This is a genomic window from Clostridioides sp. ZZV14-6009, from assembly GCF_020658095.1.
In the GTDB taxonomy this organism is placed as follows: Bacteria; Bacillota; Clostridia; order Peptostreptococcales; family Peptostreptococcaceae; genus Clostridioides.
The window spans coordinates 1-23,920 of record NZ_JAGWDG010000026.1 but is presented as its reverse complement, the minus strand read 5'-3'; the positions used below and the strand labels follow the sequence as shown (position 1 = coordinate 23,920).

At 27.9% G+C, this 23,920-nt stretch carries 21 protein-coding genes, 1 pseudogene, 1 riboswitch and 1 other annotated feature; of the genes and pseudogenes, 17 read left to right on the top strand and 5 right to left on the bottom strand.

What is annotated here, in order from left to right:
• Positions 1 to 490: 490 nt before the first annotated feature.
• From KGF36_RS18840 to rgaR, 11 genes are all read left to right on the top strand, one after another.
• Positions 491 to 868: a BlaI/MecI/CopY family transcriptional regulator gene (locus KGF36_RS18840; RefSeq protein ID WP_227850516.1), complete on the top strand. Its 378-nt coding sequence runs from the start codon at positions 491 to 493 to the stop codon at positions 866 to 868.
• Positions 869 to 908: 40 nt separating this feature from the next.
• A complete protein-coding gene (locus KGF36_RS18835; RefSeq protein ID WP_227850515.1) occupies positions 909 to 1,295 on the top strand; it encodes a BlaI/MecI/CopY family transcriptional regulator in 387 nt (128 codons plus the stop codon).
• Positions 1,296 to 1,851: 556 nt separating this feature from the next.
• Positions 1,852 to 2,769: a phosphate ABC transporter permease subunit PstC gene (gene pstC / locus KGF36_RS18830; protein ID WP_227433688.1), complete on the top strand. Its 918-nt coding sequence runs from the start codon at positions 1,852 to 1,854 to the stop codon at positions 2,767 to 2,769.
• A 1-nt stretch (position 2,770) separates the two neighbouring features.
• Positions 2,771 to 3,595: a phosphate ABC transporter permease PstA gene (gene pstA / locus KGF36_RS18825; RefSeq protein WP_227828309.1), complete on the top strand. Its 825-nt coding sequence runs from the start codon at positions 2,771 to 2,773 to the stop codon at positions 3,593 to 3,595.
• Between the two features lie 18 nt (positions 3,596 to 3,613).
• Positions 3,614 to 4,378, top strand: coding sequence for a phosphate ABC transporter ATP-binding protein PstB (pstB, locus tag KGF36_RS18820; protein WP_227828310.1), 765 nt, complete (start codon positions 3,614 to 3,616; stop codon positions 4,376 to 4,378).
• A gap of 27 nt (positions 4,379 to 4,405) precedes the next feature.
• Entirely contained in the window at positions 4,406 to 5,059 is a 654-nt protein-coding gene (gene phoU, locus KGF36_RS18815) for a phosphate signaling complex protein PhoU (protein WP_227828311.1), read from the top strand.
• Between the two features lie 159 nt (positions 5,060 to 5,218).
• Complete coding sequence (locus KGF36_RS18810) at positions 5,219 to 6,091, top strand: aromatic acid exporter family protein (protein WP_227854953.1); 873 nt, start codon at positions 5,219 to 5,221, stop codon at positions 6,089 to 6,091.
• Between the two features lie 83 nt (positions 6,092 to 6,174).
• Positions 6,175 to 7,611, top strand: a complete 1,437-nt coding sequence (locus tag KGF36_RS18805) for a [Fe-Fe] hydrogenase large subunit C-terminal domain-containing protein (protein ID WP_227854952.1) — start codon at positions 6,175 to 6,177, stop codon at positions 7,609 to 7,611.
• Between the two features lie 48 nt (positions 7,612 to 7,659).
• Positions 7,660 to 8,487, top strand: coding sequence for a polysaccharide deacetylase family protein (locus KGF36_RS18800; protein WP_227828313.1), 828 nt, complete (start codon positions 7,660 to 7,662; stop codon positions 8,485 to 8,487).
• Positions 8,488 to 8,813: 326 nt separating this feature from the next.
• Positions 8,814 to 9,078 (top strand) — a binding site (T-box leader).
• Positions 9,079 to 9,154: 76 nt separating this feature from the next.
• Positions 9,155 to 11,821, top strand: a complete 2,667-nt coding sequence (locus KGF36_RS18795; RefSeq protein WP_227828314.1) for a valine--tRNA ligase — start codon at positions 9,155 to 9,157, stop codon at positions 11,819 to 11,821.
• A 420-nt stretch (positions 11,822 to 12,241) separates the two neighbouring features.
• Positions 12,242 to 12,952 (top strand): two-component system response regulator RgaR, encoded by a 711-nt coding sequence (rgaR, locus tag KGF36_RS18790; RefSeq protein ID WP_227828315.1) that lies wholly within the window; start codon positions 12,242 to 12,244, stop codon positions 12,950 to 12,952.
• A gap of 256 nt (positions 12,953 to 13,208) precedes the next feature.
• Here the strand turns inward: rgaR and KGF36_RS18785 are convergent, their stop codons facing one another.
• Positions 13,209 to 13,532, bottom strand: coding sequence for an AzlD domain-containing protein (locus KGF36_RS18785; protein WP_227433697.1), 324 nt, complete (start codon positions 13,530 to 13,532; stop codon positions 13,209 to 13,211).
• Positions 13,525 to 14,238: an AzlC family ABC transporter permease gene (locus KGF36_RS18780; RefSeq protein WP_227828316.1), complete on the bottom strand. Its 714-nt coding sequence runs from the start codon at positions 14,236 to 14,238 to the stop codon at positions 13,525 to 13,527. Before KGF36_RS18780 ends, KGF36_RS18785 begins: the two co-directional genes overlap by 8 nt.
• Positions 14,239 to 14,998: 760 nt before the next feature.
• On the opposite strand from KGF36_RS18780, the gene KGF36_RS18775 reads away from it, so the two are divergent.
• Both KGF36_RS18775 and KGF36_RS18770 read left to right on the top strand, forming a co-directional pair.
• Positions 14,999 to 16,024: a S8 family peptidase gene (locus KGF36_RS18775; RefSeq protein ID WP_227854951.1), complete on the top strand. Its 1,026-nt coding sequence runs from the start codon at positions 14,999 to 15,001 to the stop codon at positions 16,022 to 16,024.
• A 129-nt stretch (positions 16,025 to 16,153) separates the two neighbouring features.
• Complete coding sequence (locus KGF36_RS18770; protein WP_227854950.1) at positions 16,154 to 17,452, top strand: bifunctional folylpolyglutamate synthase/dihydrofolate synthase; 1,299 nt, start codon at positions 16,154 to 16,156, stop codon at positions 17,450 to 17,452.
• Positions 17,453 to 17,578: 126 nt separating this feature from the next.
• On the opposite strand, the gene KGF36_RS18765 is transcribed toward KGF36_RS18770, so the two are convergent.
• Positions 17,579 to 17,824, bottom strand: a complete 246-nt coding sequence (locus tag KGF36_RS18765) for a TIGR03905 family TSCPD domain-containing protein (RefSeq protein WP_227433701.1) — start codon at positions 17,822 to 17,824, stop codon at positions 17,579 to 17,581.
• Between the two features lie 148 nt (positions 17,825 to 17,972).
• Here KGF36_RS18765 and KGF36_RS18760 point away from each other — a divergent pair, with 148 nt between their 5' ends.
• A complete protein-coding gene (locus KGF36_RS18760) occupies positions 17,973 to 18,839 on the top strand; it encodes a YncE family protein (RefSeq protein WP_227433702.1) in 867 nt (288 codons plus the stop codon).
• A 3-nt stretch (positions 18,840 to 18,842) separates the two neighbouring features.
• Here the strand turns inward: KGF36_RS18760 and KGF36_RS18755 are convergent, their stop codons facing one another.
• Positions 18,843 to 19,379, bottom strand: coding sequence for a DUF4364 family protein (locus KGF36_RS18755; protein ID WP_009891708.1), 537 nt, complete (start codon positions 19,377 to 19,379; stop codon positions 18,843 to 18,845).
• A 190-nt stretch (positions 19,380 to 19,569) separates the two neighbouring features.
• A complete protein-coding gene (locus KGF36_RS18750; protein ID WP_003422115.1) occupies positions 19,570 to 19,773 on the bottom strand; it encodes an alpha/beta-type small acid-soluble spore protein in 204 nt (67 codons plus the stop codon).
• 290 nt (positions 19,774 to 20,063) lie between these two features.
• Here KGF36_RS18750 and KGF36_RS18745 point away from each other — a divergent pair, with 290 nt between their 5' ends.
• The 3 genes and pseudogenes from KGF36_RS18745 to KGF36_RS18735 all read left to right on the top strand — a co-directional run.
• Positions 20,064 to 20,828 (top strand): polysaccharide deacetylase family protein, encoded by a 765-nt coding sequence (locus tag KGF36_RS18745; protein WP_227828319.1) that lies wholly within the window; start codon positions 20,064 to 20,066, stop codon positions 20,826 to 20,828.
• Between the two features lie 390 nt (positions 20,829 to 21,218).
• Positions 21,219 to 22,532 (top strand): proline reductase-associated electron transfer protein PrdC, encoded by a 1,314-nt coding sequence (gene prdC, locus KGF36_RS18740; RefSeq protein ID WP_227433704.1) that lies wholly within the window; start codon positions 21,219 to 21,221, stop codon positions 22,530 to 22,532.
• Positions 22,533 to 22,974: 442 nt separating this feature from the next.
• A riboswitch (cyclic di-GMP riboswitch) is annotated at positions 22,975 to 23,060 on the top strand.
• Between the two features lie 585 nt (positions 23,061 to 23,645).
• Positions 23,646 to 23,920 (top strand): annotated as a pseudogene (locus KGF36_RS18735) (cell surface protein); the annotation flags it as partial.

Here is a 23,920-nt window from a genome sequence, read left to right as displayed (position 1 = left end):
GAAACTTCGCTCTAGAGCAATAGATTGTAGTTTCTTTTTTGTTTTTGATACGAATTTACATCTTTATTATATCGCATTTTAAGAAAAAATAAAACTATGAATATTAGAGATATATTTTATCTCTAAGTATACATATTATTACCTACCTAAAAAACTTTCACAAAAACAAAAAGAGTATGTGTTTTTGTGAACTGGATGATATAACTTATAACTCATTTTACAAGTCTTAGTTCATATATATTTATGCCACTAAATTTCTCTAGTTTTGCCGATTTAGTTTTATTCTACAACTAAAATAATACAATAGAATTAATTATTATTCAACAAGATTGTTTGAAAATTGAATAAATTTATGGATATGAATAATCTTTTTTATATATAAAAACAAACTAAAACAGTAGAATATATGGTAAATTTTACCTGTAGTTTTTGTGTTAAAAAGCTCCTATTATTAATCTAAGCTAAATTGAATTTGAGGGAGTGACATAAAATGGAGCAACAAGAAGTAGTTAGCAAACTACGCAGAGGGGAATTAATGCTGATGGAATATATGTGGAGGGAAAAGTCTGTTCTATCTAAAGAAATAATAGTAGTAATGAAAGAAAAATATGGTTGGAGGAAAAGTACTACAAAACTTCTCCTAAAAAGATTAGTGAAAATGAAAATATTGCAAAGGAAGATAGAAAGTTTTAATTTTAATTATGAATTATTAGTAACTAAAAAAGAGTATTTAAATGCTATAAAAGAAGAAAGAGAGATTAGTGAGTATGATAACTTTTTTATACGAACATTTACTACTATACATAGAAAAGACGAAATGACAGAAGAAGAAATAAAAGCGTTTATAGAAAGTATGCAAGATTTATAAAAAATAATTTTACATGCTTAATAGAAAGAAGGGATATATTATGTTAAATAAAAAATTGCCGGATTCAGAATTCAAGATTATGAAATATATGTGGAATTCTGGATATAAAACTGTAATATCAAAAGATGTTGCAGATTGGATGGAGCAAGAGTATGGATGGAAACAAACTACAACACTAACACTTTTATCAAGATTAACTAAAAGAGGTTTTTTAGCTTCTCAAAAAATAGGCAAGCACACACATTATACAATATTAATAAAAGAAAAAGAATATTTAAAATCAGAAACTAAAAAACTCTTTGGAGGTTTACATAATAATCCTATTTCTAATCTAATTTCAAAACTACATAGTAGAGAAGAAATAAGTAATGACAAATTAGATGCACTTGAGGAGTGGGTGAGAAGTTGGCAAGATGATGAGGAATAGGAATAGATAAAAAGGTAGCACTTATATTAGTAGCTACCTTTTTATTTCTGTGGATAAATTTGTGGATAAGTTGTGGAAAACTTATGTAAAATTTGTGGATAAAATATTTTACTGACATTTTACTGACATAAGTGCTAATGTTCTATTTTAAAGTACTGAAATATCAACGATTAAGTATATAAAAATAAAAAAGATATTATTCTAATAAGGAATAATAAATATATAGATTATAAAAGGTTAAATCTAGTTAACAAATCTCAATAGCAGATATAAATAATAAATTACGTGTAGTACGTATTATTACTTATATCTGCTATTTTATTGTCGTCAAATATAGTTAAATTGTAAAGTAAATGTCAAATATAGTCCAAAAAGTAAAATTAATGTTAAAAAAGTGAATATAATTTTACACTTGTTTAACTTAAACCTAATATAGATTTAACTTAAAAAAAGTAGAATAAAAATATAGAAAAATTTAATAATGACGAACTTATAAAAATTTAAATTTTAAATACAGAACGAAAATCAATTAGGTATATTTTAATGGGAGGATATTATGATAGTAAAATCTAGGTTAGTAGGTTTAGAAAAAAATGACAATAATGGAAATAAGACAAAATATATAGTTGAAAAAGTAGCAAAAAATATATTTCTACTAAGTGCTTTAGTAGCAGTTGCAAGTTTACTTTTGATAATAGGATTTGTATTTTATAAAGGGTTAAGACCTTTTATATTTGAGGGATACTCATTTATAGATTTTTTAACAGGTGCAGATTGGGTTCCTTCAGCTAATAAGTTTGGAATATCATCTATGATAGCAGCATCAATAGTTGCTACAATTGGTGCACTTATAATAGGAGTACCAATTGGAATATTAACATCTATATTTATAGCAGAAGTAGCACCTAAAAGATTAGCAAAAATAATGTCACCAGCAGTTGAACTTCTAGCAGGTATACCTTCAGTGCTGTATGGAGTGTTTGGTCTTGCAGTAATAGTTCCAATGATACAAAGTATATTTAATCTTCCAAAAGGACAGAGTTTATTAGCAATAATAATAGTATTAGCAGTAATGATGTTACCAACAATAATATCTGTATCAGAAACAGCTATAAGAGCAGTACCAAAAGCATATAAAGAGGGTTCATTAGCACTTGGTGCATCAAAAATAGAAACAATATTTAAAGTTGTATTACCGGCTGCAAAGTCTGGAGTATTAGCTGCAGTAGTATTAGGAGTAGGAAGAGCTTTAGGAGAAACAATGGCAGTAATACTTGTTGCAGGAAATTCACCAGTTATGCCAACTTCTATAACAGATAGTGTAAGACCACTTACAACTAATATAGCACTTGAAATGGGATACGCATTTGGGACACATCAAGAAATGTTATTTGCAACTGGAGTAGTATTGTTTACATTTATATTAATTTTAAACTTAGTTTTAAATAAACTTTCAAATAAGGCGGTAAATTAAGATGAGAAAGTTCAGAGAGAATATATTGAAATTATTAGTATATCTATCAGCATTATTTACAATAGTATCACTGGTAGTTATAGTAGGATTTATATTTATAAAGGGAATCGGAAATATGAATTTTAATTTCTTATTTAGTAATTATTCAGCATCAGGTGATGGTGGTATCTTCCCAATGATAATTACAACATTATATACTGTAGTGGTTTCTATAGTTGTAGCAACTCCAATAGGAATCTTAGCAGCCATATATTTACAAGAATATGCTAAAAAAGGAAAAGCAGTTACAGCTATAAGATTTGCAACTGAAAGTTTGTCAGGAATACCATCCATAGTTTATGGATTGTTTGGAGGAATTTTCTTTGTAGTTACCTTAAAAATGGGATATTCAATAGTTGCAGGGTCACTTACAGTTGCAATAATAATATTACCAGTAATAATTCGTACTACAGAAGAAGCTTTAAAGACAGTTCCTCAATCATATAGAGAATCATCTCTAGCATTAGGAGCTACTAAATTTCAAACTTTATATAAAGTAGTACTTCCAAGTGCAGTACCAGGAATTCTATCAGGAGTAATATTGTCAGTTGGTCGTATAATTGGAGAATCAGCTGCCATACTACTTACAGCAGGTACTGTAGCTAAGATGCCAGGAGGAATATTTGATAGTGCAAGAACACTAACTGTACACTCATACTTACTAACTAAAGAGAGTGGAGACATAGCAACAGCAGCTAGTATAGGTATTGTTTTAATAGTAATTGTATTAGTATTAAATATGTTAGCAAGATTTGTTGCTAAAAAGTTAAATAAGGCTAATTATTAAATTTAAGAGGTGTAAATGATGGAATTAATCAATAAAATAAAAATGAGTGTAAAAGATTTGGATTTATTTTATGGCGACAAGCAAGCTCTAAATAAAATAAATATGGATATAAAAGAAAATAAAGTTACTGCTTTAATAGGTCCATCTGGATGTGGAAAATCTACTTTTATAAGAACATTAAATAGAATGAATGACCTAATAGAAAATGTAACAATTACAGGGAATATTTCTGTTGATGGAGAAGATATCTATACTTCAGATGATGTTATAAACCTTCGTACAAAAGTAGGAATGGTATTTCAAAAACCTAATCCATTTCCTATGAGTATATATGATAATGTTGCATATGGACCTCGTACACATGGATTAAGAGATAAAAAGCAACTAGACAAGATAGTAGAGGAAAGTTTGAAGGGAGCAGCTATTTGGGAGGAAGTTAAAGATAGGCTTAAGTCATCTGCATTAGGATTATCTGGAGGGCAACAACAACGTATATGTATAGCAAGAGCAATTGCTATGAGACCAGAAGTTATACTTATGGATGAACCTACATCTGCTTTAGACCCAATTTCAACATTAAAAGTAGAAGAACTTATAGAAGATTTAAAAAAGGACTATACAATAGTCATAGTTACACATAATATGCAACAAGCTGCTCGTATATCAGATGAAACAGCTTTTTTCCTAAATGGAGAGGTTATAGAATTTAGTGATACAAAAACTATGTTTACTACTCCTGTGGATAAAAGAACAGAAGACTATATAACAGGTAGATTCGGTTAAAATATATAACTATAAAGGAGTTAAACAATGGTCAATAATAGTTTAGATATAAGTATTGATACTTTAAAAGAACAGACAGTACTTATGATGGAAAAATGTGAAGAGGCAATAGAAAAGTCTGTAACTTGTATGATAGAGAAAGATTTAGAAGGTGCAAGAAAAGTAGTAGAAGATGATGAAAAAATAAATAAATTGAGAGAAGAAATAAGAGATAAAAGTATAGAATTAATAGTACTTAAACAACCAATGGCAAGGGATTTAAGATTTATTTATTCTTTGGGAAACATATCAATAGAATTAGAAAGAATTGGAGATTATGCAGCAAATATAGCTAGAGAAATGTTGAAAATAGGTGGAGAAGCGTATATAAAAGAGCTAATAGATATTCCTAAAATGGCAAAGGAATGTAAGAATATGATGTCTCAAACTAGAGAAGCTTTAATATCATTTGATGCAAGTATAGCTTATAATGTTGGAAGTAAAGATGACATTGTAGATGATTTGTATGAGCAAGTACAAATTGATTGTTTAAAAATAATGCATGAAAATTCAAATACGATAGACCAAGGAGTAAAACTTTTACTTATAGGAAGATACCTTGAACGAATTGGAGACCATATAACAAACGTATGTGAAAAAATAATCTTTGCAATTGAAGGTAAAATGGTAGAGATAGGATAAAAAAAACTGCTTTATAGCAGTTTTTTTTATTGTCTAAATTAAAATGTAATTGTTAAAAAGATGCGATTAATGGGTAAATTTAAAAAATTGTGATATACTAGGAACATATTAAATATGAGGATGCGTATTTTATATAAGGTGCTTTTAGGAGGTGGAAATTTGAAACTTCAAAAGATGGGTATGAGGACTATAAAGACAGGAATTAGTGTAACTTTATGTATGCTTCTTGGTAATTATTTAGTTGAGAATATGTTTTATTCTCTAGTAGCATGTATAATTTCTGTTCAGGACACAGTGAAAGGTTCTTTAAAGACAGGAATCAATAGAGTAGAAGGTACTATTTTAGGTGGTATAATAGGATTTTTATTTGCTATCACCAAAGCGGGAGACCCATTTTTATGTGGTCTTGGTGTAATGTGTTCAATATATCTATGTAATCTGTTTAAAATAAAGTCAGTAGTTGTTGCCTGTGTCACTTTTCTAGCCATACATCTAGGTGTGGGAAACAATGACCCCGTATACTATTCTTTACACAGGGTATTAGATACATCTGTAGGAGTTTTATTTGGTGTACTCGTTAATTATTATGTTGCTAGACCAAACTACCTAAATAGTGTTATAGATGAGTTTAAAAAAATAGAAGAACTTTCAATGTTGCTTATTGAAGAAAAAATACTTAGAAAAGAAAATCTAGACGTAGAAAAATTTGAAGAAGAAGTAGAGAAATTGGAAGAAATATATTCAAAACTTATCGATGAGTTAGACTATAGTTTAAGTGAAACCAATATAGAAAAAATAGAAAATGCCTTAAGGATATGTAGAGAAATCCACTTTCACATGCAATCTATAGAGTTACTAGAAAACAAACTCTATTTAAAAGAGCATACATATAAGTACCTTAAGAAAACATATGATGTGGATGAGTTAGATTGGAATGTAGATGAAGAAAAAAGTCCAGTGTTTAACTATCATTTAATGAAAATAATGCTTGAAATAGAATTATTGAAAAAATTAAATAAGTCATATCAATAATAGTCAATAAATAATAAATAAAAAATAGTATCTTTGTAAATATTAAACATATATAAGTTTAATTTACGGAGGTACTATTTTTTATGAATACTATAAATGGAAATTCTAAAATATTAGAAAGATACAAAATGAAGCTTTTTGGAGAACTTGTAAAGGCAGTATGGAATGAGGATACAGAAGATATTGAAAACTTGCCTGAAAAAATTTTAAGTGAAGACTTAAAAGAAAATTTAGATAGTCATTTTGATAAGCAATTTGATAAAGATACTATGGTGAATTTAATCAGGGTAACTATGGGATTAGATGTAACAGGAGATACAGATAAAAACCTAAAAGATTCACTGCACGAAGCTGTAAATTTAGATGAAGTAAAAAGACCAATAATATCTATAATATCAGATGCTTGTAAATATTGTGATGAAAATAATAAAGAAGATGAGTCATGCAAGATAAGAAATAAGCATATTAATTGTAATGAGGAAGATACATGTAGTGCCTGTGGTGATTGTGTGTCAAGATGTAAATTGGGTGCAATATCAGACAAGATAGAATTTATACCGATGATAAAGCTATTAAAAGATATAAAGAGTCCTGTATATGCAATAGTCGCACCAGCTTTTGTAGGGCAATTTGGAAAAGATGTAAGTCCTGGTAAGTTAAGAACTGCATTAAAAAAGATAGGATTTGAAGATATGATAGAAGTTGCTTTAGCAGCAGATATGCTTACTGCAAAAGAAGCATATGACTATTATGAGCATATGAAAAATGATGAAGAAGGATGCTTTATAACTAGTTGCTGTTGTCCTATTTGGGTTAGCTTAATACAAAATAGTTTTCCTCAAATATTAGATAAGGTATCACCATCTGTGTCACCTATGATTGCTTGTGGTAGAGCTGTAAAGATTTTAAATCCAGAGGCTAAAGTTGTATTTATAGGCCCTTGTATGGCAAAGAAGAAAGAAGCAATGTTGGAAGATATAAAGGATGCAGTTGATTTTGTGCTTACGTTTAAAGAATTACAGGAAATATTTGATGCATTAGAACTAAATCCAGCAGTAATGGATGAAAGTAATAGAGTAGAAGCATCTCTTTCAGGTAGAGTTTATGCTAGAACAGGGGGTGTAAGTAAAGCTGTTAAATTATCAGTTAGAAGAATTGATAAAAATATAAAGTTTAAAGAAAAAGCATTTGAAGGAACAAAAGAATGTATGGATGGTCTAAAGAAAGTTTTAAATAAAGAGATAGAGGCTACTTTCATAGAAGGAATGGGTTGCGTAGGAGGTTGTGTGGGAGGTCCTAAGCGTATTTTAAGTGTAGAAGAAGGTACTAAGAATGTCGATGAATACAGTGAAAGTACAAATATGGAAACACCATTTGATAATTTAAATGTGCTACAATTTTTAACTTCTATGGGAATAAAGAGAGTAGAATCATTGGGAGAAAAAGAAGAAGAACAAGTAAAGAAAATATTTAGTAGAGACATAAAAAGTAATAAGAAGGACAATAAATATAAAAAATAATTTTCTTAAGTTTGAGTTTATGTTTTTATAAAAAGGGAGATATGGGGGATGAAAATTAAAGATAATAAAACTGTTTTTCATGTAATTATACGTGTATTTCTTGTAGCTATTTTAATTCTAACTGGGACATTATTAGAAGAAAAAATTAACAATGTTCCAGTTGAAAATCTCAATACAAAAGATAAAACTACATTAGAATTACTTTCTCAAAATAATACTTTAGGAGAAATTATATATAAAACATCTCAAGAAGAGGGGAAAGGACCAGGAGCTACATCTGAAAAAGTTGCATACATAACAATAGATGATGGACCATCAAAATATACAAATGCATTGCTCGATATTTTAAAAGAAAATGATGTCAAAGCGACATTTTTTATGCTTAATCAAAATATGAAAAACCACAAAGAAGAGGTGAAGAGAGTCTTAGAAGAAAAAAATTCAATAGGATTTCATAGTGTAAGTCATGATATACATAAGTTGTATAAGAGTCCAGAAATAACAGTTGGAGAATTTAACACATGTAATAAAACACTACAAGATATAACTGGTCAAAGCTCAAAATTAATAAGGCTACCATATGGAAGTAAGCCATATATGCCAGAAGGTTCATACGATAAGCTTATGGCAAATGATTACCTAATTTGGGATTGGAATTTAGATACGCAAGACTGGAAATCGTCCACAAGTCAAATAGTTAGTAATATCTTATATTATGGAAGAAAAAGAGATGAATTAGTAGTATTAATTCATGAAAAAGAACAAAGCGTAAATGCTTTAAATAATATGATAAGAATTTTAAAAGAAAGAGGATATACTATATTGCCAATCACAGAGAATGTTATGCCTAAAAACTTCTGGCAAGAAAACCTATAGTAAATTTTTAAAAATATAAAATACAATAAAGCATTTATAAAATATAATACATAACTTAATGACATTTAAAATATTATAGTTAAAATGTCATATAGGAAAATAGCATATAAAGTGAAGCTAGCATAAAATTGATAAAATAGTAGCAAAAATGTCAATAAAGTAATAGAATAATTATTGACTATATAAAACAAAATAATGTAAAAAACATAGTATAGATTATAATAATTAGCATAGAATATAAAAAATAATAATTAAGAAAATTCAGAAAAAATAAAATAAAAATAATTGACAAAGAGAATAATATTTGTATATAATAATATATAATATTAAAGACTAAGAAGAAGAGGAGTAAGTAAATACTACTAAAAGAGAGGAAAATTCACTGGCTGTAAGATTTTCTAAGTATAAGGTTTACTGAATGTAGCTTTGGAGTTTCTAAACTGAACTATTAGTAAGTTTAGACGGTTAGAATCGTTAAATTCTTTGAGAGTCAAAGTTATTAAGATTGTCATTAACTATTAATTTAATTATATGTTGATGAATTTTTAAACTTTGGAATTAAGGTGGTAACGCGAGCTTTTCGTCCTTTTAAAAGAGGATGAAAGGCTCTTTTTTATTCACAAAAATATTTTAAAAATTTATTTATAAAAATATAGGAGGCAATACAATGGAAAATACGAACTTATCAAAAACTTATAATCCTAAAGATTTTGAGGCTAGGCTATATAAAAAATGGATGGATGAAGGGTATTTTAAATCTAAACCAAACCCAGATAAAAAACCATTTACAATAATGATGCCACCTCCAAATATAACAGGGCAATTGCATATGGGACATGCGCTTGACCATACTCTTCAAGATATACTTATTAGATGGAAACGTATGGATGGATATGAAGCTTTTTGGCTTCCAGGAACTGACCATGCTTCTATAGCAACTGAAGTTAAAGTTGTTGAAAGAATAAAAAAAGAAGAAGGTAAGACTAAATACGAAATAGGAAGAGAAGAATTTTTAAAGAGAGCTTGGGCATGGAGAGACGAATTTGGAGGAAAAATAGTTAATCAGCTTAAACAATTAGGAGATTCTTGTGATTGGGATAAAGAAAGATTTACTATGGATGAAGGTTGTAATGAAGCAGTTATAGAGTTCTTTGTAAACCTATATGAAAAAGGGCATATATACAGAGGAAATAGAATAATAAACTGGTGTCCAGACTGTAAAACTACTTTATCAGATGCAGAAGTTGAGCATGAAGAGCAGGATGGAAACTTTTATCATATAAAATATCCATTAAAAGATAGTGAAGACTTCTTGGAAATAGCTACTACTAGACCTGAAACAATGATAGGGGATACTGGTATAGCTGTAAATCCAGAAGATGATAGATACAAACACTTAATAGGAAAAACAGCAGTACTTCCATTAGTAGGAAGAGAACTTCCAATAGTTGCAGATAGTTATGTAGATTTAGAGTTTGGAACTGGTGCTGTTAAGATGACTCCAGCTCATGACCCTAACGACTTTGAAGTAGGTTTAAGACATAATCTTGAGCAATTAAATACAATGAATGAAGATGGAACTATGAACGAAGTTTGTGGAAAATATGAAGGCATGGATAGATTTGAGTGTAGAAAAGCCATCATAGCAGACTTAAAAGAACAAGGATATCTAATCAAGATAAAAGAACATAATCACAATGTAGGAACTTGTTATAGATGCCATACAGTAATTGAGCCTAGATTATCAGAGCAATGGTTTGTTAAGATGGAAGAACTTGCAAAACCAGCTATAGATATTCTTAAAAAAGGAGAATTAGAATTTGTTCCAGACAAGTTTGATAAAACTTATTTACAATGGTTAGAAAATATAAGAGATTGGTGTATATCAAGACAATTATGGTGGGGTCATCAAATACCAGCTTACTATTGTCAAGAGTGTGGAGAAATAGTAGTTGCTAAAAAAATGCCAGATAAATGCCCTAAATGTGGAAGCACTCATTTTAAACAAGATGAAGACGCACTAGATACTTGGTTTAGTTCTGCATTATGGCCTTTCTCTACCCTAGGATGGCCAAATAAGACAGATGCATTAGATTATTATTACCCAACAAGTGTACTTGTTACAGGATACGATATAATATTCTTCTGGGTAGTTAGAATGGCATTTGCAGGTATGTTCTGTATGAATGAAAAGCCATTTGACCATGTATTAGTTCATGGCTTAGTAAGAGATTCTCAAGGTAGAAAAATGAGTAAATCTTTAGGAAATGGTATCGACCCATTAGAAATAATCGAGCAATATGGAGCTGATGCACTAAGATTTACATTAACAACTGGAAATTCCCCAGGAAATGATATGAGATTCTATATGGAAAGAGTAGAATTTGCTAGAAACTTTGCTAATAAATTGTGGAATGCATCAAGATTTGTATTTATGAATATTGATGAGGAGATAATTAAGAATATAAATAGAGAAAATGTAAAAGATAATTTAACTCTAGCTGACAAATGGATAATATCAAGAGCCAATAATATTGTAAAAGAAGCTACTAATAACATGGATAAATTTGATTTAGGAATAGCATTACAAAAGATATATGATTTTACTTGGTCAGAATACTGTGACTGGTATATTGAAATGGTTAAACCTAGATTATATGGAGACGATACAGACGCTAAGTCTGCTGCTTTATATACATTAACTTATGTACTTGAAAAAATATTAAAATTATTACATCCATATATGCCATTTATAACAGAGGAAATATATACTCATCTTCCTACTGTTGAAGGTTGTATAATAGTATCTGAATGGCCAAAATATAATGAAGAAGATAATATGGCTGATGAAGAAGAAATGATGAGTTTATTAATGGAAGGTATAAGAAGTATAAGAAATGTGAGAGCAGAAATGAATGTACCACCTTCTAAGAAAGCTAAATTGATAATAGTACCAAGTGAAGATAAGATAGAAACTATTGAACTTGGTAAGGATTATTTTATAACTTTAGCATCTGCTTCAACTGTTGAGATAGCAAAAGACAAATCAAATGTACCAGAAGATGCAGTTGGTGTAGTTATTGATGGTGTTGAAATATTCATACCTCTTAATGAATTAGTTGACTTTGAAAAAGAAATTGAAAGGCTATCTAAAGAAATGAAAAAGTTAGAGGGAGAAATAAAGAGAGTTAATGGAAAACTTGCAAATCAAGGATTCTTAGCAAAAGCTCCTGAAAGCTTAATAGAAGAAGAAAAAGCTAAAAAAGAAAAATTTGAAGAAATGATTAAGTCTGTTGAGGAAAGATTAGCCAATTTAAAAACTAAAGTAAAATAAATGTGTAGGATAAAAACATACAAAGAGTACTAAATATGTATTCTTTGTATGTTTTTCTTTCTATGTAGATAAATATGATGTTATAATTTTTTAGAGATATATGATATTTTTATCTTATTATGACTATATTAATTTTATATTTTTGAACTTTATAATCAATAAAAAATTGATATATTATAATATTTAATATAGGATAATAAATACATGTTGCATTTATTTTCCTATATTTTTTTATGTTGTATAGTTGAAAAAATATATAAATTTGTCAAAAAATAAGTTTATATATCAAAAATAATTGTTATAAGTAATTTAATCGACAATTTAAATTTATATCAAAATTTAAATATAAAGCTAGCTAGATACAGTTTGTAAATTGAAATAAAGTAAACTAAATGATATTTTAGATTTGGAGGTGATATTATGTTTAGGGTAGTTATATGTGATGACGAAAAAATACAAAGAAGCATACTAAAAGAGTTTGCAGAAAAACTGTTGTCTGAAAGGTGTCTAAATTATCAAATATTGGAATTTTCCTGTGGAGAAGATTTACTCTCCAAATACCCAGAAAAAATTGACATTATATTTTTAGATATCCAAATGAAAGATATTAATGGAATTGAGGTGGCTAAAAAAATAAGAAAGTTTGATGAAAAAGTAGAGATTATATTTACAACAGCTTTTTCAGAGTATGCCCCACAAGGTTATGAAGTTCGTGCTTATAGGTATTTAGTAAAACCTATAGACTATAGTAATTTCGCAATGGGTGTAAATCTTTGTATTGATAACCTTCAAAGAAAGAAGGAACGTTATATAGTTTTGTACAACAAAAAAGGATTTAACAGAATACTGATAGATTCTATTTTGTATGTTGAAACTGTAAAGAGAGATTTAGTTGTACATACATCAGGTAGAGATTATAAAGCTAATATGAGTATGAAACAAGCGGAAAAGTTATTGTGTGAAAATGGCTTTTTTAGATGTCATACAAGTTTCATTGTTAACTTGAGAAGAATAGAAGATATTGGAGACAATATGATTACTATTAATGAAAAATTTATACCTATTAGTAAGTACAGACTCAAAGATTTAAAAGCAACACTAACAAGCTTGTTATGTGATATAATGTATTAATTTTGAAAAAGGTAAAGAAATATGGTAAAAAATATTTAGTGTCATCACAAAGCTATTGATTCAAAGCTGTCTTAATGTAGAAGAACTTTTCTATATTAAGACAGTCTTTATTATGTAAAATGGTAATTTAGCAGTTATCAATATTGTTTTATATGTAAGGTATGCTAATTATAATATGTATTAATTTAATTTTTAAATATTAACTTCAATATAATGTATTTTATATTTTGTACTATATCATATGTTGTATATAGTATTATAATATAATTCCAAATAAAAATATGGATATTGCACCTACAGCTATTGATACTGCAATAGACTTAAATTTATAAGCTACTAATAGTACTATTATACCTGAAATAATCTTAGGATTAGTAAATGAAAGGTATAGATTATCTCCATTAAAGAAAATATCTTTTGCTATTAGTGAACTAAGTATAGCAATAGGTATAAATTTCATGATATCTTTAATAGATTCAGGCATATCATTTTTTGAGAATATTATCATAGGTAAAATTCTTGGAATATAAGTAACAATTGCCATGCCTAAGATAACGATAATTATGTAATTATTATTCATAGTAGCCTTCCTTTCTATGTGTTAATTTTTGAATATAAAAACCAAATAAAGAAGATAAAATAGATGCTATTATAATAACTAAACTATTCTTAAAGAAAGTATATAAAACTACTGATAATAATATAGAAAGTATAGAAACAAGTACATATATTTTATTTTTAATTTGATTAACTATTAGAGTAATGAACATAGCTGTTAATAGAAAGCCAGCAACAGAATCGCTTATATGAACAATCTCTCCAAGAAATGCGCCCACGAAGCAACTTACAGCCCATACTAATATACAAAGGTTATTTAAGTATAAAGCATGTGTATCAGTCCAATTTCCATAAGTATATTTTTCTAAGTTTATAGCAAATGTTTCATCTGTAACACCATGACAAAAATACATTAAAAATTTCATGTTCTTATTTTTTATGTGCATATGTAAGTTAGAGCTCATTAGGAAGTTGCGAAGATTCAATATAAATGTAGTTAAAATTATCGAAGTAATACTTCCATTTGAAGCGAGCATAGAAGCAGCTACAAATTGTGAGCTACCAGCAAATACTATAAATGACATAAATAATATATAGAAGGCTGGTAGACCTGCTTTTTGAAGCATAATACCACAAATAAGTCCTAAGGGAATATATCCTAGAAATATTGGGATTGATGCTAGAAAGCTTTCCTTTAAGATTTCTCTTTTTGACATGTCTTTTTTCAAATACAATCACCCCTTGAAAATAATGAATATTTATAAAATTCTATAAATAATTGCTTCATTTTATTATAGCTATTTTAGCTAGTTATATCAATGCTTAAGATGGTAGCATGTAAGTATCAAAAAATTCACTTATAGTCTGTAGAACTTATGGTAATGATTTAATAAATAGTTTAATTCTATTAAAAGATTTCCTTTTATGCAATTTATTTATTGAAATATGATATAATGTATTAGGTATGTGGTATTATTTAACATGCAAGAGAAATTTTATTTGATTGGATTTTTTAGATACTAACAAAATATAGTTTTTTAATATTATTTTTTAATATTACTTACTGATATTAATTTTTAGAATAGTGCTTAAATGGGTTGTACAACATATAAAGATAATTATTCCCCTAGATAAATAAAATTAAGATATATAATATTTAAATTACAAAATATGAAATATAATTAATAGTTAATTGTGAATAATGAATAACAAAATATACAAGGGGATTGTCTAATAGAAAAGACAATCCCCTTTTTACAAATAATTCTAAATTGTGATATAAATCTAAAAATTTTATCGTAATATTTAACAATTTAATGACAATAATTGATATAATTAAGATAAATTAAGTATATAGTGTACTTATTTTATGTTTTTAGCAACAAATAGAGCATTTAAAAGATAAATTGTGCCACTTAAATTAAGGTTTAAGATGAACTATTAATGTAGATATATTAAAAACTTTTAGTAATGGAGAATATATGTGATATGAATAATAAAGTTAAGGTTGCAGTATTAGATACAGGAATAGATAAAGAACATGATTACTTAAAAGATAACTTAGTTGGAGGAATTGCTTTTGAATGTATACATGACTATATTTTTATATCAGACAAATTTGATGATGAAGATGGTCATGGAACTGCTTGTGCATCAATAATCAAAAAGGAGTATGAAGATGTAGAGCTATTTGTGATAAAAATTTTAGGTAATAAAGATAGTATTACAAATATAAAGGTTCTTGAAGAGGCATTAAAATACCTTTTGGATACTAATATAAGACTGATTAGCTTAAGTTTATCAGTTATAGGTGTAGAAAGTGTTAAGGGCTTATTTGAAGTTTGCTATGAATTGTTTAGAAAAGGAAAGATAATAGTATGTTCCTTAGCTAATAACTTTGACTTGAGTTATCCAGCTATGTTTAACAATGTCATAGGTGTAAGGGCTTCTACTTTGGATATAGAGAATTCTTTTTGGTACAATAAAAAATATGATGTTCAATGTGTTATGGATAGTAATTCATATATAAGTTGTGATATAAATAATTCTTTCAGATTACCACCAAAATGTAATAGTTATGTAGCTGCAAAATTTACTGGGAAAATAGCTAAAATATTGTCAGAAGAGCCAAACATAACAATATACGCGTTAAATAAAAAACTCGAGTCTCTAGCAACCAAAAATTGTTGGAGTAGTTGTGATTTAGACAAGTATAGTAGGATTCCAGATTTTAAAGTGGATTTATATGATAAGGAAAATGCTCTGCTTGTGGAAGTTGCTGATGTTATTAGAGAGTGTTTAAATACTGAAGCTGATAATGAAAAATTATTTCAATGTAGCCTTTTTAATAAAGAGATAGGATTAGTTTATGATAATTGTTTTAATCTATTAGAAAAATTAGAGAACAGATTTGATTTAAAATTTAATTATATGGACATATCAAAATATGACTTAGTTTCCATATATACATTAACTGAATTAGTAGAAAGATATACAAATACAAAAGATAAATAAAAATTTATGAACCAAATTTAATGTAGAAGGTGTTAGATTATATGTATTCTTTGTCAGTAGATTAAAAGTGAAAAATATACTATAATTAGATAACATAAAATAAAATGCCAATACAGGGGGAATTAGATAATGAAATATGAAGAAGCATTAGAATATATATCACAAACCAATAAGTTTGGTATAAGATTAGGTTTAGAGAATATTGGGAAATTATTAGAACTGTTGGGAAATCCACAAGAAACTTTAAATATAATACATGTAGCTGGAACTAATGGAAAAGGTTCGGTGTGTTCTTTTATTTCTAATATACTAAGAGAAAGTGGATATAAGGTCGGCCTATACACATCTCCATATCTAGAAACTTTTACTGAGCGTATAAGAGTAAATGGAGAGAATATACCACAAGAAGATGTTGCTAGAATAATTGATTTAATAAAAGAAAAGATAGAAGTTATGGTAAGCCAAGGTTATGCATATCCAACTGAATTTGAAGTAGTTACTGCAATGGCATTTTATTACTATTCAGAGCAAAAAGTAGATTTTGTAGCTTTAGAAGTTGGATTAGGTGGAAGATATGATGCTACAAATATAATAACAAAATCACTTGTAAGTGTAATAACATCTATAAGTTTAGACCATACAGGAATACTTGGAGATACAATAGAAAAAATAGCATATGAAAAAGCTGGTATAATAAAGGAAAATGGAGTAGTAGTTGTATATGACCAGACTAATGAAGCAAAGGATGTTATAAATTCAGTTTGCAAAGAAAAAAATGCAAAATACATAGAAGTTAATTTTGACAATATAAATATAAAAAAATCAAACATAAACTCTCAAGTGTATGATTGTAATGTAATGGGAGAAACTTATAAGAATCTTGAAATAATGTTGATAGGTGAACATCAAATAAATAATTCTATATTGGCAATGAGTGTACTAAAATATCTAAAAGATACAAAAAAATTAGATAATGTAAGTGAAGAATCTATAAGAGAAGGTCTCATAACTACTAAATGGCCAGGAAGAATAGAAAAGATAAAAGAAAGTCCAATTTTTATAATAGATGGAGCACATAACGAAGATGGAGCAAAATCTTTAGCAAAAGCACTTGATAAACATTTTAAAGATAAAAAACTAACTTTATTAATAGGTATGTTGGAAGATAAAGATATTGATGGTGTTTTGGACATACTAATGCCTAAATTTAGCAAAGTAGTGACGACAACTCCTAATAATCCAAGAGCTATAAATTCAGATATATTAAAAGAAAAAATATTAAAATATGTAAGTGATGTAACGTCAAAACATGAAATAGAAGATGCAGTTAATTATACATTGGAAACATCAAACAAGGATGATATTATAATAAGTGCAGGTTCTTTATATATGATAGGCACAGTAAGAACTTTGGTAAAAAAATTATAATCTTATAAAATAAATACATAGATATAAATAAAAGACGTATAAAGAGGAGTTGGCTAAAATAATAGACAACTCCTTTTTTAATAAAATCAGTTTTTAGATGAGTGTATTACTATATATTATCAATATCTAGATAGATTGACGAATGGCTTTAGATAATTGGTCTGGGCAAGAAGTACCTTTACCTCCACAATCAATACCATTTAATTTATCAGCAATTTCAAGAGCATTTTGACCAATTATTAAACTCTTAAGCCCTAATAAATTTCCATTACATCCGCCTATAAACTCAGCATCAACAATCACATTATTTTCATCAACTTCAAAAAACATCTCTCTACAACAAACACCACTTGGGTTAAAAGTAACCTTCATAAAAAAGACCTCCATTAATTATTATTTCATTGTGTCAACATCAATAATAATACCAAATATATGTATAATAATGCAACTATAAAGCATAATACAAGCTAATAAAATAATATATTATTGTAGTATATGTATTGTAGAGAGGAGGGGTTATATGAAAATCTATATTTCTAACTACCTATCAAAGAGCATTAGTATAGTTGATTATTCTACGCTTGAACTAGAAAAAGAAATAGTATTAGAGGATAATATATATCCACATCATTTTTGCATAGAAAAGGAAAAAAATTTGATATACATACCTAGTTCGAGCAATGGAATACTATATGTTTTAGACTTAAGTAATGATAAAATAATTGATACTGTTTCTATAGGAGGAAGTCTTAGTCAAGTTATGCTTAGTGATAATGAGTTATTTGTAGCAAATGAAGATTCAAATAGCATATATGTATTGGATAAAAACACATTAAATCCAATAGGAATCATTGGCGTTGATAATATGCCACATGGATTTGATTTTGACAGAGAGAGTAAAAAGCTATATGTACCATGTATAAATTCGATAGTATGTATAGACACAATAAATAAAAGTATACAAAAGAAAATCAATATGGACTTTAGAGCATGGCATATAGCACTTGATAAACAAAAGAAAGAAATGTATATATCAACACTTGATGGAAAGCTTGTAATAGTTGATGAAGTAAGTATGGATATAAAAAAGGTATTATATGAATTCTTATTGCCAGTAGAAATAAGGTTTAATTATAGTGGGAAAAAAGTTTATGTTGCTGACTTGGGTTATAATAATGTAAGAATTTTGGATTATACAACAAGTAAATATATTGGAAATATTGAAATAGATGGAATTCCTCAGGGATTAGAAATATCTAAAGATGAAAAGTTATTATTTGTATCAGATACTCAAGAGAACTCAGTTAAAGTCTATGAAACTGCAAATAACAAATTAATAAAGGTAATCAAGGTAGGAAAAGAGCCTACAACTATAGTTTGTTTGTAGGCCTTAATGTATGTCTCTTATAAGTAAGTCGATAACTTCAGCATACATATAAGATGCATTGTTTTTCCAATTGTTACAAATAAGTTTTGCTTGTTTCTCTGATGAAACATTTAGATTTAAATCTATTAAGTTAGATTGATTTTCTATGACTCTAAGATTGACAATGAATTCATTATCACTTTGTTTTACGAAGCTAGATTTTACTTGAGTATCTGCTAGTAAATTTTCTTTATTAGAATCTATATACTTGTCTATTTTTTCAGTAACACTAGTAGGTATTCGATTAAAAAAGTATTCTAGACTTTCTACGCCTCTTTGAGTAAGAGCATAATATTCTCTGTCAGAGTCTTTATATGTAGTCAAAAACTTAGATTCCATAAGCTGAGATAAAAGTTGTTGTAATGAAAAGTAATTCATCATTTCAGTCTCTAATACTACTTGAGTTATTTGAGAATTAGTTAAGTCCATTTTAATTTTTTCCAATATATACAAAATTAAAAGTTTGTGATAAGCTAATTCTTCAGATGAGTTTTCAAACATAAATATCATCCTCCGTCAAACTATTTCTATATATAATATATTAAACTAATTTATACAAAATTAAAAGAATAATTTGTATAGTATCATTAATCTTTAACAAATTATATAAAATTAATTTTATAAATGAAGACAAGAAAACAGGGCTACCAATCGGCAGCCCTGTTGATACCCAGGTGTCAAAATTTACTATCTATTTTCCAGCCATTTGTCTTTCAGCCATTTCAACTAATTTCTTAGTCATGTATCCACCAACATATCCATTTTCTCTAGCTGTTAAGTTACCTTTGTCTATGTTTTCATAGTTAGATAAACCTATTTCGTTAGCTATTTCTAATTTCATTTGATTTAAAGCTGCTTTTGCCTCTGGCACTACTGTTCTGTTTGAATTTGACATAGTAAATTTCCTCCTTAAATAATTAGTTTATGATGTCTAACAACACTTTTATTTATGTGATGTTAATACTAATTTCTCCAAAATAAAAATAATATATACAGAAAAATAAAGGTAAAAATGTAAAAAATATAAAAAAATTAAAAAAAGTAGTATTTTAAAGAGGTTAGTTGGTCTAATATAGAGTTTATTTTTTTATTTGTTGTCCTATAAATTAAATATTACAGTACTTTTTTGAGCTAAAAAAAAATAAATTTTAAATATAGAAGAATTTATTTAAAAGGGGGAATAGTATGAAAAGAGAAGTTAAGAGAACTAAAGCTTTAATATATAGTGTTTTATTTTTTTCATTGTTATTGGTATTAATATTTGCTCTTGTTTATGGAATAAAATATGTATGCTCTAAATCTGATAACTCAAAAATGCCTATATATAGAGTTGATACAAATGAGAAAAAGATAGCTCTGAGTTTTGATGTTGCTTGGGGAACTGATAACATGGATGATATTCTTAAAATTTTAGATAAACATAACATAAAAGCTACTTTTTTTCTAGTTGGTAGTTGGGTGGATGATAATGAAGAAATTGTTAAAGCTATAGATGAAAAAGGACATGAGATTGGAAATCATTCAAATACTCATGCTAATTTAAAAGAAATATCAAAAGAGGATATAACAGAAGAAATAGAAACTACATCAGAAAAAATATTTAATATAACAGGTAAAAAGACCAATCTATTTAGACCTCCTTTTGGAGACGTAAACAATAAAGCTATGGACATTTGTGGAGATTTAGGTTATAAAGTAATTAAGTGGGATGTAGATTCGATAGATTGGAAAGAACTTGGCCCAAATCATGTAATTGAAAAAGTAATAAAAGAAGCTCAGCCTGGTTCAATAGTTTTATTTCATGCTAATATAAATGATGTAGATAACTATTTGGATACCATAATAAATCGACTTAAAAAAGATGGATATAGCTTAGTAAAAATATCTGATTTATTATATAAAGATAATTACATAGTTGATTCTAATGGAGTACAAAAACCAAAAAATTAATAATCAATAAATGTATATTTTTAGTAGTGTTGTGGAAAATTGTATAGTATATGTTAGAAAAGTGTCGATAAAAAGACGGTGTCTATTTTTTGACACTTTTTTATGCATGTATGTAATATCAATAATTATAGATTAAATCAGTAAAAAAAGCGTCTAATAATTGACTTTTTTTTATTGAGTTTAAATGATTAAATTGAACTACAAACGCTGTAAGATAGTATTTTCAAAGGGTATAACTTTGTTTAAAAGTTGGCATAGAAATTGCTTTGATAATAAGCGATATGTTCTATAGAAATAAACAATATGTTAAAGTCTTGTAATAGAAAAACAAGATTAATATTATTTGAACAGCTTATAAAAAAAATTAATATATTTAAGGGGGCGTACTAGTTGAACAAACTATATTCTATTTTATTAAAACAACACGTTGGTGGTCCAGATAAGCCAGTAGTAAGTGTTGGAGATGTAGTAAAAAAAGGAACTCTAATCGCAGAACCAGCTGGATTAGGAGCAAATATTTATGCCAGTGTTAGTGGAAAAATAAGTGAAATAAATGACCAAGCTATAGTAATTGAAGCTGATGAAGCACAAGATGATACTTTTGAACCATTAAAAGGAGAAAGTATACTTGATTTAATTAAAGAAGCTGGAGTTGTAGGAATGGGTGGAGCAGGATTCCCTACTCATATAAAATTAAATATAGATTTAAAAGGTGGAACAATATTAGCAAATGCAGCTGAATGTGAACCTTTACTAGCTCATAACATAAAAGAAATAGAAGAAAATCCAGAAATAGTTTACAAAGGTATAAAATATGCTATGGAAGTTACTAATGCTGGAAAAGGTATGCTAGCAATAAAGAGCAAACATCCAGAAGCAATAGCAGCATTCAAAAAAGTAATAAAACCAGGAGATAATATAGAGGTTGCTGAACTAGTTGATATGTACCCAATGGGAGAAGAAAGAGCTATAGTAAGAGATGTTCTAGGAAAATTACTTGAGCCAACTCAATTACCTTCAGAAGCTAATGCAGTAGTAATAAACGTAGAAACATTAACTAGAATAGTAGAAGCTGTTGAGCAAAAAAGACCAGTTATATCTAAAAATATAACTGTAGTTGGTCAATTAAACAGTGGAAAAGAATCTATAGTATTTGAAGATGTGCCAATCGGAACTACTGTTGGAGAATTAATTGAAAGAGCTGGTGGAATAAAAGGTGAATATGGTGAAATAATCCTAGGAGGACCTTTCACAGGAAAAGCTACTACTTTAGATACTCCAATAACTAAAACTAGTGGTGGTATAATAGTTACTATGCCATTTGTTAATGAAAAGAGAAAGATGGGTCTTTTAGTCTGTGCATGTGGACCTAACGAAGAAAGAATGAGAGACATAGCAGCTAAAATGGGCGTTACTGATATAGTATCAGTTCAAAAATGTAAACAAGCTCAAGAAATAAAAGGTGCATTAAAATGTGAAAATCCAGGACACTGTCCAGGACAAGCTCAAAAATGTATAGAATTTAAAAAAGCTGGAGCAGAAGTTATATTAATAGGTAACTGTACTGACTGTAGTAATACAGTAATGGGTTCTGCACCAAAATTAAAATTAGGTGTATACCATATCACTGACCATGTAATGAGAACAGTTAATCACCCATTAATAAGAAGAATAAAAGGTGATGTAAGATTAAAAATAAAATAATTAATTAATGTAAAGCCATATAATAAAAACATCTTTAGAAGTGAATCTTAAAAATTACTTCTGAGGATGTTTTTTGATGTAACATATAAGTTAAATTGATAAGATGTGCAAATAAGATGGAAAAAATAGACAAAAATTCATCTATATTGTATAATAATGACAATAGCTATTAAAATTATATCAGACAAAAATAGTAAAGCTCAAATATGTGATTTGTATTGACATATCTAAATTAAATTTAGTCAACTATCCAAATAGAGTAAAAGTTTTTGTGTTATTTAAAGATACTCTATGGTATCTTTTTTAGTATAAAAACGAATTTTTGTCTTATATTAGAAAAATTATCTTGAAATATTAGTTTGTATTTTAATACATTCATAAAAAGTGCACTTAAAGAGTTAAAACATTGAACAAAACATTAAAAAAATAAAAATTACAAAAACCTATTTATAGAAACTGTGAAGTATATCTTAAATTTGGGCACTTAAGGGATATATGGAGTTAGTAGTGCAACCTGCTATAAATATAAATAGGAGTAACTTTTAATTATCAAAAATATATAAACAGACATAATAAAGTACATAAATCATAGTAAATATAGATATAAAATATATTTTTGAAATAGCTCCCTACATTCATAAAGAGTGTAGAGTGGTAGAACATCTGCCCAAAACTCCTTTAATTGCTGGAAGTTCCTAAAGCTAACTAAACCACAACATAATCATGAAATAAGGATAGGTGTGATAGAGTATCTATTTGATAGATACTTGACGGTTACGAAAGTAGAAAAAATTAGTTAGATAGCATAAGGTTAAACCCTAAGTGCCTTAAAAATGGATAATCAGCAGGTAAGCTTCGAAAAGAAGAAACTTCAACGACTAGAGAGAAATCTCGTACCTACAAGTGTGGGGAAATGGGGAGTACCTAATTATTAGGTAATGATATAGTCTGTGCTTAATAGAAATATTAAGAAGTTCATTAGAGAACTGGTTAGGATTAACGACCCTAATTGAACATGCTAAAGATGTATTGTGGAATCAAATCTATACAATAATATAATATTTTGAATTATATTAGATAGATACAATATATATTTTTAGTATCAGGAGAATTTTGAAATTAAAAATTAAAAAATCAAGTATAATTAGTTTAGCCATCGCTTTGAGTATGGCATTTACTACATTTACACCAATAGTATCTTATGCTGCTGAAATGAATGGCAAAGATGTAGTATTTGATGGGGAGAAGCCATCAGATGGGCAAACTCCAGAAGGAGAACAACCATCAGACGGACAAACTCCAGAGGGAGAACAACCATCAGACGGACAAACTCCAGAGGGAGAACAACCATCAGACGGACAAACTCCAGAGGGAGAACAACCATCAGA